This window comes from Pantoea sp. DY-17 (genome assembly GCF_019795975.1).
Taxonomy (GTDB): Bacteria; Pseudomonadota; Gammaproteobacteria; order Enterobacterales; family Enterobacteriaceae; genus Pantoea; species Pantoea leporis.
On record NZ_JAIMIG010000004.1, the window covers coordinates 523,184 to 534,719 of the forward strand.

General features: G+C 55.2%; 10 protein-coding genes. 5 read left to right on the forward strand and 5 right to left on the reverse strand.

Annotated features, from left to right (window positions below; all coding sequences use genetic code 11):
* Positions 1–72: 72 nt before the first annotated feature.
* The 3 genes from K5Y33_RS19220 (at position 73) to ppa (ending at position 1,637) form a co-directional block, all read left to right on the forward strand.
* Positions 73–486 (forward strand): lysozyme inhibitor LprI family protein, encoded by a 414-nt coding sequence (locus K5Y33_RS19220; protein WP_101762885.1) that lies wholly within the window; start codon positions 73–75, stop codon positions 484–486.
* Positions 487–556: 70 nt separating this feature from the next.
* Positions 557–1,006, forward strand: a complete 450-nt coding sequence (locus K5Y33_RS19225) for a DUF441 domain-containing protein (protein WP_007892168.1) — start codon at positions 557–559, stop codon at positions 1,004–1,006.
* 100 nt (positions 1,007–1,106) lie between these two features.
* On the forward strand, positions 1,107–1,637 hold the full coding sequence (gene ppa, locus K5Y33_RS19230) for an inorganic diphosphatase (RefSeq protein WP_007892166.1): 531 nt from the start codon (positions 1,107–1,109) through the stop codon (positions 1,635–1,637).
* A 53-nt stretch (positions 1,638–1,690) separates the two neighbouring features.
* Here the strand turns inward: ppa and K5Y33_RS19235 are convergent, their stop codons facing one another.
* Genes K5Y33_RS19235 through K5Y33_RS19245 form a run of 3 tightly spaced genes read right to left on the reverse strand, consistent with a single transcriptional unit; the run spans position 1,691 to position 7,553 of the window.
* Entirely contained in the window at positions 1,691–2,044 is a 354-nt protein-coding gene (locus tag K5Y33_RS19235) for a gamma-glutamylcyclotransferase (RefSeq protein ID WP_101762883.1), read from the reverse strand.
* A 2-nt stretch (positions 2,045–2,046) separates the two neighbouring features.
* The gene (locus tag K5Y33_RS19240) at positions 2,047–5,817 is read right to left on the reverse strand and encodes a translocation/assembly module TamB domain-containing protein (RefSeq protein WP_222234920.1); all 3,771 of its coding nucleotides are present in this window, start codon (positions 5,815–5,817) and stop codon (positions 2,047–2,049) included.
* Complete coding sequence (locus K5Y33_RS19245; protein ID WP_192236143.1) at positions 5,814–7,553, reverse strand: autotransporter assembly complex family protein; 1,740 nt, start codon at positions 7,551–7,553, stop codon at positions 5,814–5,816. Before K5Y33_RS19245 ends, K5Y33_RS19240 begins: the two co-directional genes overlap by 4 nt.
* Positions 7,554–8,004: 451 nt before the next feature.
* Here K5Y33_RS19245 and K5Y33_RS19250 point away from each other — a divergent pair, with 451 nt between their 5' ends.
* Positions 8,005–9,354: a hemolysin family protein gene (locus K5Y33_RS19250; RefSeq protein ID WP_110867426.1), complete on the forward strand. Its 1,350-nt coding sequence runs from the start codon at positions 8,005–8,007 to the stop codon at positions 9,352–9,354.
* 64 nt (positions 9,355–9,418) lie between these two features.
* Here the strand turns inward: K5Y33_RS19250 and K5Y33_RS19255 are convergent, their stop codons facing one another.
* Positions 9,419–9,625, reverse strand: coding sequence for a DUF1107 domain-containing protein (locus K5Y33_RS19255; protein ID WP_007892150.1), 207 nt, complete (start codon positions 9,623–9,625; stop codon positions 9,419–9,421).
* A 313-nt stretch (positions 9,626–9,938) separates the two neighbouring features.
* On the opposite strand from K5Y33_RS19255, the gene K5Y33_RS19260 reads away from it, so the two are divergent.
* Positions 9,939–10,502, forward strand: a complete 564-nt coding sequence (locus K5Y33_RS19260; protein WP_101762879.1) for a YtfJ family protein — start codon at positions 9,939–9,941, stop codon at positions 10,500–10,502.
* A gap of 97 nt (positions 10,503–10,599) precedes the next feature.
* Here the strand turns inward: K5Y33_RS19260 and cysQ are convergent, their stop codons facing one another.
* Positions 10,600–11,346: a 3'(2'),5'-bisphosphate nucleotidase CysQ gene (cysQ, locus tag K5Y33_RS19265; protein ID WP_101762878.1), complete on the reverse strand. Its 747-nt coding sequence runs from the start codon at positions 11,344–11,346 to the stop codon at positions 10,600–10,602.
* Between the last annotated feature and the right edge of the window lie 190 nt (positions 11,347–11,536).

The following is an 11,536-nucleotide window of genomic DNA, read 5'->3' on the forward strand; positions in this document are numbered from 1 at the left end:
TCAACTGGCTGACGATCATCCAGACTTCATTTTTACTGAACTCTGCCCCAGCAAAATTTAAGGAATGAAACGATGAAAAAATGGCTCCCGATGGCGTGTTTGTTGGTCAGTGGTTTTGCGGCAGCGCAACAAAACCCTATCGATCAGCAGCTCGATCAGTGTCTGAATAAGGAATCCAGCACCGCCGGCATGTCTCAATGCTACGGCACCGCCAATAAAGCCTGGGATAAAGAGATGAACGCGCAGTACACCCAAGCAATGAAAAAATTAACCGGCGCACCTAAAGACAAATTGCGCAGCGCCCAGCGCGCGTGGCTGACCTATCGCGACAGTTGGCTGGATGCCAGCCGCAGCTATTTTGTTAGCAGCCAGGGCACGATGGCCGCGCTGTCAGTTGGTGCGCAGGGCGTCAGTCTGGTGCGTAATCAGGCGCTGATGTTGCAATCAATTAACAAAGGCAGTTGCGCCAACCCCGACGATTGTTGATTAATGTAAGCGTTTAATACGCATAGCGCTGGCATCGGCCAGCGCGCCCATTGATCTGCAGGGAGAAACCATGGCTGCTTATGCCTCCACCATCATTCTTGTTTGCCTCGCCGTCCTCAGCTATTTCGTTCATAACAGCGCCGTTACCATCTCGATTCTGATCCTGCTGGCGATCAAGCTCACTCCGCTGTCGCAATTCTTTCCCTATGTGGAAAAACAGGGCATTCAGATTGGTATCATCATCCTCACCGTTGCGGTGATGGCGCCGCTGGCAAGCGGTACGCTGCCGGCTTCTTCACTGTTGAAATCGTTCGCTAACTGGCAATCGATTGTGGCCATTGTGGTGGGCATTTTTGTCGCCTGGCTGGGCGGACGCGGCGTGAACTTTATGAGCGTGCAGCCGTCGGTGATTGGTGGACTGTTGATTGGTACGGTGATTGGCGTGGCCTTCTTCCGTGGTGTGCCGGTTGGACCACTGATTGCGGCGGGGATCGTCTCGCTGTTTGTCACGGCGAAGTAGCGGGTTGGAGCATTCCGAAACGCCAAAAAGGGGGCATACTTTCAGAGTCAGTTGGCTATAATAGCCGTCACTCAACATATGACTAATGAAGGAAAGCCAGATGAGTTTGAACCAGGTGCCTGCAGGTAAAGAGTTGCCAGAAGATATCTACGTTGTCATTGAGATCCCGGCAAACGCCGATCCGATCAAATATGAAGTCGACAAAGAGTCTGGCGCCCTGTTTGTAGACCGTTTCATGTCTACCGCCATGTTCTATCCGTGCAACTACGGCTACATCAACCACACCCTGTCTCTGGATGGTGACCCGGTTGACGTGCTGGTGCCAACCCCTTATCCGCTGGTACCGGGCTCAGTGATCCGCTGCCGTCCCGTTGGCGTGCTGAAAATGACCGACGAGTCTGGCGAAGATGCCAAACTGGTTGCGGTGCCGCACACCAAGCTGAGCAAAGAGTACGATCACATCAAAGATGTGAACGACCTGCCAGAACTGCTGAAAGCGCAGATCACCCACTTCTTCGAGCACTACAAAGATCTGGAAAAAGGCAAATGGGTGAAGGTTGACGGCTGGGACAACGCAGAAGCGGCCAAAGCTGAAATCATCGCCTCTTACGAGCGCGCGCAGAAGAAATAAGATTCTTTTCTGCCACGCATAAAAAAACACCGTCCAATGGACGGTGTTTTTATTTATGCCTCTGTTTCGCCATCTCGCCTTAACCAGTCACCGCTCGCGATGTGCGTGCGACCCGCAACTGAACGCTGATAGACATACAGCCAGGCACTGCCGTAAGGCGTCTGAATAAGCTGGCGTTTGTATTCGCCATTTTTGGTGCGCAAGGCATCAAGTTCGCCGAGCGTGCTGGCGTCAATGCGATACACCTCGCAATAAACGCTGCCTTCTCCTTCCACCACGCCCGGATAGTGACCCAGATTGTAGAGATCAAACCCCACAATCTGATGGTCGCCGAGCCACTGCGCATTCGTCATCCAATGACTGTTTCCCTGTTTGCGCCGTAAACTGCCATAGACAATTATTCGCATTGCTAAAACTCAAACTGATAGAGCAGATCCAGTGCCTGATCGAGACCCGACACGGCTTCTAAATAGAGTTTGGGCATCAGGCGATAACGCAAGGTTAAGGTCGCCAGTGAATCAAATATGCCAACACCGTATTTTACTTGTAGACCCGGCAACACGTAACCACTCACCTGCACCTGCTGGCTATCGCCTACGCCAGCGGTATCAACCGCGAGATTACTGACACCGAAGGTCTCGCCGATTTTACCCACAACCTGACCACTTTGCGCAACCCCCAATCCCACCAGCGCGGAAGTTAATGCGTTGCTGTCGCCATCGCTGTTGAGTCCCTGACCACGTAACAGGTAAGAAAGCGCTTCCTGCTGTGACATCGCCGGATCGGAGAACACTTCCACTTTCGGCTCATCCGCCAGCCCGGTTACCCGTAATCCGGCGGTGACATCATCTTCTGTGGCCTCAGGATTACGGATCGCCTCGAGATTAACGTAAGGCTGGTCCGGCGGTCCGGCGAATTGCAGCTCACCTTTACGCACCAGCAGATCCTGACCATACGCGTGGAAACGGCCGGATGGGATATTAATCTGGCCATTCAAGCCGAGGCCGTTTTTATCCTGCACCAGTTTGAGATCGCCATTCAGCCTGGCTTTTAGGCCAAATGCCGAGAGCCGCACATCATTACCGACGTGGATCACCAGATTGCTGTTGATCGGAATCGCCGCCGTTTTCGGCTGAATCGGCTTGAGATTTTGATCCAGCATCACTTCATCAGAGGAGACGCCGGTGGCGCTTTCCGGCACTTCCTGCACGGTAATGCGCGCCCACGGAATATCCACTTTGCCGTCAAGGCTGAACGCGGCCGGCGTGGCTTCAAACACCAGATCCGGCGAGACATCCATGCGCACCATTGGCGGCACGGTAACGCGGATGCGGCTACCTTGCGCCGCCACGCGCGCGCGCCAGTTATCCAGCTGGCTCCAGTCGGCGTTGCCGCTCAGGTTAAGATTGCCCTGCGCCGTCTGAATCATGCCGTTGAGCGTTGAGCTCATGCCGTTGAACACCATGTTAAGGTTGGCGGCGGTGAGATCGACCGGCATAAAGCTGCCGTCGACATCCACATCGCTCAGCCCCAACTGACCAAACACCTGCGGCTGCTGCAGCGTGCCGCCAAGGCGCAGGTTGCTGTTCAGGTTGCCTTTAATCTTCTCGCCCTGCATCAGCGCCGGATTCAGCATCGCCAGCGAAATATTGCTGATGCCGATGTTGCCCGACAGCTGACGCCGATTCTCAGGATCGGCGATCTGCACATTGCCGCTCAGCTGGCCGTTGTTGACGATATGGATCAACCAATCAAGCTGTGCGCGACCGTTACGCAGCGCCGCATTCAGGTTCAGCGTGTCGAAGGCGATGGGCAAACTGTTGCCCTGCACGTCTTGCTCCACTTTCACGCCGCTGCCTTTCAGCGCTAAGGTGCCGGTTGGCAGCGCGCCGTCGGCGGTCCAGTTAACGCGCGCATCACCACTGAACACACCGTTCAGTTTGGTGGCATCGGTGAGGAACGGTTTGATCATCGCCAAATCGAAGCGATTGAGCACCACATGCGCATGTCCGCTGGCACCGGCTTCAATCGGTTCCGGTACGCACAGCTGCGCGTTCGGGTTCTGCCAGCAGTGCGGCCCAATGGTGGCGGTTTGCTTGCTGTTGAGGTAATCAATCGCCATCGCCCGCGTCAGTCGCCATTCGCCTACCGGCGTGTCGAAACGCGTGTTGTTGAGATTGCCCTGCCAGCGCTCGGTTTTGCGATCAAAGCTGCCGTTCAGCGCCAACTGACCGGAAACCGGTTCGCCCTGTACCTCGAGCTTAAGCTGATGCTGCTTTTCGTTGCCGTCGGCGTTCAGCGTTAACAGGTTCACTTTCAGCGCGTCCTGCTGCAGCTGTTCCACGCGCAGTTGCAGCTTACCGGCGATCTGATCGCTGGATTTCACATCGCCCTGCAACGCCACACGACGGATCTGCAGCTGCTGCCAGCGCAAACCAGTAGCCGTGAGATCGGCCAGCAGCTGCGGCGCTTGTAAGGTGCCGCGTGCTTTGATGGTGCCTTTGGCGACGCCGCCCAGGCCCGGCAGCGCGTTATCCAGCTTTGGCGCATCAATGCTGGCGTCGAGATTGAGCGTGTCGCCCAGCTCGCCCTTCACGTCCAGATGGTTGCGACCCAGCGCAATGTTAAGGCCGGGCACTTTCCACTGGTTGTAGCTGTTGCCAGTCAACGTACCTTTGGCTCTCACCGCGTTCTGCTTAACGTTTCCTTTCAGCTCGAGCTGCGGCACGCTGAGCTGCCAGGTTCCGCCGTACAAGCTGCCGCGCGTGGCAATTTTGCCTTCCAGCTTCGCTGGCCAATCCGGATACTGTTTGGCGGTGTTGATGCCCGAAAGCGTCAATTCGCTGCGCCAGCTGATGGCTTTGCTCCAGTCCACCAGCGCCGTCAGATCGATATTGCCCTGCAGCGCCGCCACGCGCAGCTTATCAAGATTGAACTGCTGCTCGTTGCCTTTGCCGTCCAGCGCAATGCTGGCAGGCGGCACGCCTTCGCCTTTCACCGCAGTGCGCAGCGACATCACGTAATCGGTGGCTTTGCCTTTGAACTGATAATCGAGATTATCCGCCTGATACTGCACCGCGCCGGTGAGCGGCCAGCGCAGCTGCGGGCTGGTGAGTTTTAGCGCCAGCGGCAAACCGGCGACCGCAGGCTGCGTAGTCGCATCCAGCTGCGCACGCACCGGACCGGAAAGATTCAGCCCGAGCTTCAGCTCGTCACGCATCGCGCCTGCAAGGTTCATTTTGATCTTCTCGCCCTTGATTGGGTCGAGATTGAGGGTGCCGTTCAGCGCAAAATTCACCGGCCAGTTATCGGCCAACGTTGCTTCACCGCTGGCGTTCACCTGCCCTTGCGGCGAATCGACATCAAAGGTTTCCAGTTGGAGATGACGATCGGCGGTTTTGGCTTTTAACAGCAGACGCGTGATTGAGATGTCGGTATCGCCGGTGATGCGCAGCTGCTCACCCAGCAGTTCCTGCACGGTGATATCCAGCGGCAGCTGGAAGTCCGGCATATCTGGTAATAGCGGCTTAGCGAACATCGCCTGCAGCGTTTCGCCCAGCGGCTGTTCATCCGGCTGCGGCTGCTCCACTTTTGGCTGCACTACTTGCTCATCCACCACCTTGGCCGCTTTCGGCAGCGCGATCAGCAGGCTTTGGATATGGGTTGGCGTCAGCGTCAGTACGCGATCCTGCCACTGCAGGCCGCTGGTAAAGTCGAGCAGGGAAATTGCGGTGTCATCCACTTTAACGTTGATGTTATGCAGCCCGACTTTGCTGAGCGTGATGGGATACGGCGTGCTGAGATTGGTGCTGCCGCTCTCCTCTTCCGGCGGCGGTGCGCTGGCCGGTGCCATTTTTTTGCTATCGACCACCACGCTGACATCCTGCAGCGCGATGTCATTGACACACACTGACGAATGCAGCAGGCAGTTGAGATTCAGCGCCAGGTGGAAACGTCCGGCATCCACACTGACGCCCGGCATCTCATACTTCACGCCGCTTAGCGTCAGATCGCGCCAGCCACCTTCCACCTGTTTGATCGACAAACCTGGCACCCAGCGATCGGCGCCTTTCAGCAGCAGATGCAAACCCGGCGTGGTGCCCACCAGAAACGCGATGCTGCCCAACAGCAGCACCAGAAAAATACCGATGCCAATCAGGACCTTTTTCCACAGCTTCATAGTTCAGGCCCCAATCCTACATAAAATTGCAATCCATGCTCCTTGTCGTCGCCAATCGGCCGCGCGATATCAAACTTGATCGGCCCGACCGGAGAAGACCAGCGCACGCCGAAGCCGGCGCCGGTTTTCAGGTTGCTCTGTTTGATGTCGTTGACCGCTTCGCCGGAATCGACGAACACCGCGCCCCACCATTTGCCGGTCACGTTGTATTGATATTCAAGCGAGCCGGTGGCCATTTTCGAGGCGCCGGTCAGCTTGCCGTTATCATCACGTGGCGATACGTCTTTGTATTTGTAACCACGAATACTGCGATCGCCACCGGCGAAGAAGCGCAGATCCGGCGGCACTTTGTCGAAGTCGTTGGTTTCGATCCAGCCCACATTGCCGCGCGCCACAAAGCGATGCTTATCGGCGAGCGTGCGAATCCAGACGTTTTGCGCCTGCATGATGACGAAATCAACGTCCGAACCCCATGTGGTATCCGACACGTCCACCGAGTAGCGCTGCGAATCACCCCATGTCGGCATCAGACCGCCGCGCGAACGGGTGCGGTTCAGGCTAACGCCCGGATAGAGCAGCATAGTGGTGTTGGTCACGCTGGCCTGGGTAAAGTGATCGAGGCTCCAGCGCAGGTTGATTGCCTTCTGCCAGCCGCTGCTGCTGTCCCAGTTTCGCGACATCGCCAGCGTGGTGGTATCGGCTTTGGTGTCGTTGAGATCGGTACGCTTCACGCCGCCGGAGAAGGTGTAATACTGCTCCAGCGGACTTTTCAGCAGCGGGACTTTGTAGCTGAGATCGAGCTGCTGCTCCGGCGCAGAAACGTAGGCGCTGGCGGCCAGGCTGTGGCCGCTGCTGTTAATCCACGGTTTTTTCCACGTGCCTTTAATGCGCGGCCCGACATCGGTGGAGTAACCGACGCCGGTTTCAATAGTGTTTTCCACGCGTGGCGATACCACCGCATTCAGCGGCAGCACTTTGCTTTGACGGCCTTTATCAAACTCAGGCGCGACCACCACCGAGTTGAACCAGCCGGTCGCCGACAAGCGGCGGTTAAGTTCGGCCAGATCGCGCGAGCTGTAGTAATCGCCCTTTTTGAACGGCACCAGATTTTGCAGATAGGCTTCGTCGATTTGCGAGCCCTGGAAACCGACATCACCGAAACGGTAGCGCGGGCCGCTGTCGTAATTGATGTCCCAGAAGGCTTCGCGCCGTTCAACCGAAACGCCAAGCTGGCTTTGCTTAAAGTCACCGTCGAAGTAACCATTACGCAATGCCAGGCTGGAGAAGCCGTTTTTAAATTTGTCATAGGCGCCGTGATTCAGCTGTGTACCGACTTTCGGCGTGCCCTGTTTGACCCAGGCTTGGTAATCCTTGTCGGTGCGGGCTTCACCTTCGATCACAATGGTGCTGCCGCCGATCTTGACCGGTTCGCCGGGCTTAACGTGTGCGATCAATACCGGACGACCACCTTGCGGCGGTGCCGGGCGCGATTCAAAATCGATCTCCGGTTCGTAATAACCCAGCGCCCGCAGGCCTTCTTTGATCGCTTCCGCAACGCGCGCGCGGAAACGGCCGTCGTTCGACACCTCGTCACTGCCGATGGTGGACAAGCGTGCCCTGACGTTCTTTTGCAAATCCCCGCTAAGACCGTCCAGCTGCAAGCGCACTTTGGCTGCCTCAACGGCAGGTGCAGCAAGCAACAGGCTGGCCAAACAATAAATATGAAATCGTGGCACACGTACTCCTGTTAATAATGCCGGCCCCTATTCCGCAGGGGCGTTTATTCTCTGGAAGGGTATCACCAGCGCGCGTTTACCCATCAGCATAGCCGCTCTTTTCCCCCCACTGGCGCAAATTCAGCGACTAAGCCAAATTGTGACCTATTGTGGGTAAATGTGCTAAACGATACAACAACCAAGGCGATTCTTAAGCTCGCGAATGACGTTCACTCAGATTAATCCGACCCCCTGATGCGCGCCTATAGCGGCATGATAAGCGCTGCTGCTATAATCAGCGACCAGCAGGCCTCGCCTGCACCCTTTCTGCCCCGACGTTAACCTTATCTTGTCGAAATGGCGCAGACATTTTTGGCACGGATAGCCTGTTTGACTGGCAAGTACCGGACGTACGCCCATTCCCGCGCTGCCCAGGCCAAAAATGACAAGTGATTAACCCAACGGACCTTTTATGCTCGATAGCTTGCTTGTCATTCTTTTACTGATCGTCATCAGTTCATTTTTCTCCCTTTCGGAGATCTCGCTGGCCGCCGCCCGTAAGATCAAACTGAAGCTGCTGGCTGACGAAGGCAATATCAATGCCCAGCGCGTGCTGAAGATGCAGGAACAACCTGGCATGTTCTTCACCGTAGTGCAGATTGGCCTGAATGCCGTGGCGATCCTCGGCGGTATCGTCGGCGATGCGGCGTTTTCGCCCGCCTTTAATAGCTTATTCAGCCGCATCATGGCACCCGAATTGGCTGAACAGCTCAGTTTTATCTGCTCCTTCACCATCGTGACCAGCCTGTTCATTCTGTTTGCTGACCTGACGCCAAAACGCGTCGGCATGATTGCACCAGAAGCCGTAGCGCTGCGCATCATCAACCCGATGCGCTTCTGTCTGGTGGTGCTGCGTCCGCTGGTGTGGCTGTTCAACGGCCTGGCGAACGTCTTCTTCCGTCTGTTCAAACTGCCGATGGTGCGTAAAGACGACATCACCTCCGACGATATCTATGCGGTGGTGGAAGCCGGTGCGCTGGCGGGTGTGCTGCGTAAGCAGGAACATGAGCTGATTGAGAACGTGTTTGAGCTGGAATCACGTACCGTGCCGTCATCAATGACCTCGCGCGAGAACGTGGTGTGGTTCGATTTACACGAAGATGAAACCACGCTGAAAACCAAAATCGCCCAGCATCCGCATTCGAAATTCATCGTCTGCGATGGCGATATCGACCACATCGTCGGCTATGTCGATTCCAAAGAGCTGCTGCTGCGTGTACTCGGCAATCAAAGCCTGACGCTGAACAGCGGCGTACAGATTCGTTCAGCGCTGATTGTGCCGGATACGCTGACGCTTTCTGAAGCGTTGGAAAGCTTCAAAACCGCTGGTGAAGACTTCGCGGTGATCATGAACGAATACGCGCTGGTGGTGGGCATCATTACGTTGAATGATGTAATGACCACGTTGATGGGCGATTTGGTGGGTCAAGGTCAGGAAGAGCAGATTGTCGCGCGCGATGAGAACTCATGGCTGGTCGAAGGCGGCACGCCAATTGATGACGTGATGCGCGTGCTGGATATCGATGATTTCCCGCAGTCTGGCAATTATGAAACCATCGGCGGCTTCATGATGTATATGCTGCGCAAGATTCCGAAGCGTACCGACTTTGTGAAGTTTTCCGGCTACAAGTTTGAAGTGGTGGATATTGATAGCTACCGTATCGACCAGCTGCTGGTCACGCGTATCGATGAACGCCCGCCGGTGCTGAATGTGAACAAAAATACGGTGGATGAATCTGAGTCGTCGCAGGATCGCGATTGATGGCGACAAGCCAACAACCGCACTAAAAACTGAGGGCGCCATCGGCGCCCTTTCTTATGCTTACTTAGTTGTACTCGGCTTGCAGCCGCAGCACCTGGCGATTGATTTCTGACATCACGCTGAGATGCTGTTTATCTTTGACACGCGGCAACATCACTTTGCCCTTATCAAACTCGAACGCGCCCACGTCCTTGATGTACAACCTTCCTCTAAATAGCGTTTTGACATATTTCGCAATTTGCAGCGGATTATAGCGCTGGAAGATCTTCATGCTGTTTAACTCCTAAAATGTTTAATACGCTCCGTCGTCACCAAATTTGGTACGAACCCGTGAAGCGCAAATGAGGCATAACTATAGAGCATCCTTTCTTAGCCGTGTTCCGAAAAGGTGAATTATTTACTGAATTGACACATCATTACAGAATACTCTGTTATCAGCCTCACTAAACCCAGTATAAACCTTCACTCATTATGGAATTGTGGCATAGGTTGCAAACCTGTTAACTCATTGCGACAGACGCATCATCCACGCCTAATATTGCAGGAACATGAACAACTGGTCGGATCACCAAGGAGAGTAATAAATGCGTTTGAGACACACTGTGATAGCACTGGCACTCTTGCTGCCGGGCCTGGCTGCGGCACATGCCTTCAAACTGGGTGAACGCGTGCCAGCCGTTGGCGTTAACGACAAAGGAGAGCTGGTTTATCAACAAGATGAAGATAAGTTTAGCTACAAATCCTGGAATAGCGCGCAGCTAAGCGGAAAAGTTCGCGTTATCCTGCATATTGCCGGGCGCTCTTCTGCTAAAGAGCAGAATGCGGCGTTAATTGAAGCCATCAAAGCTGCGCATCTGCCGCACGATCGTTATCAAACCACCACTATCGTCAATACCGACGATGCGATTCCGGGCACCGGCATGTTCGTGCGCAGCAGCCTTGAGAGCAATAAGCAGCAGTTCCCATGGTCGCAGTTTATCGTCGATAGCAACGGCAGCGCGCGTCAGGCCTGGCAGCTGGAGAAAGGCGGATCCGCGATTGTGGTGCTGGATAACACCGCACATGTGCGCTACGTCAAAGATGGTCCGCTGACGCAGGACGAAGTGCAGCAGGCGATGAAGTTAATTCATGAGTTGTTGCAGAAGTGAACGGAAGTTGCCGTGGACGGCCAATACGGATGCATCCATGCATTGCACATTCTTTAGCGGCGCAATTTATTACGTATTAAATTGCGCCGCTGAAAGCCTAAAACAATGAAACGCGGAAACCGGGATTGAGGAACGATTCGCGTGGGGTGTAATCGAGGGTTTTGCCCTGCCAATCGTGGACATGCGCACCAGCCGCAATCGCCACCGCATGGCCTGCGCCGGTATCCCAGATGTTAGTGGGCCCGAAGCGCGGATAGAGTTGCGCGCTGCCTTCGGCTACCAGACAGAACTTCAGCGATGAACCAATCGCGGTGGTTTGATGCTCGCCAAGCTGATGCAAATACTCCTGCAACTCGGTATCGCTCTCAAAATGCGAACGGCTAACCACCACTAACGGTGGACGCGCTTCACGCGCATGAATCTGCGTCTGCTGGCCGTTCTCTTCTTTCCAGGCTTTACCCTCAGCCGCCGAGTACATCACGCCCAGCACGGGCGCATACACCACGCCCAATACCGGTTTGCCATTTTCGATCAGCGCAATGTTGACCGTAAACTCGCCGTTGCGCTTGATGAACTCTTTGGTGCCATCGAGCGGATCGACCAGCCAGTATTTCTGCCAGTGCTGACGCACGTCCCAGCTCGGGGGATCCTCTTCAGATAGCACCGGCACCCCCGGCGAAAGCGCCGTCAGACCTTGCACAATCACGCGATGCGCCGCGAGATCGGCCGCGGTAACGGGAGAATCATCCGACTTACGGGTCACGTCAACCGGCTCTGCGCCGTTATATACCTGCATAATGGCATCGCCCGCATCACGCGCCAGCTGACAAATTTTATCTAACATTCTTTACCTCTTTTCCGCTGATTCTGCCTGTCAGACACCAACTGCCAATCTGTCCTTATTTTAGCAGTTGTCATTCAACAGCCTGCGACTGTGCTGTCTGCTACGGCAATCTATTTGAATATCAATACCATAGTTCATCATCGGCGGCTATGGCGGGATGCTGAATGCGCTTTTAGCGCGGCCCGGCGGG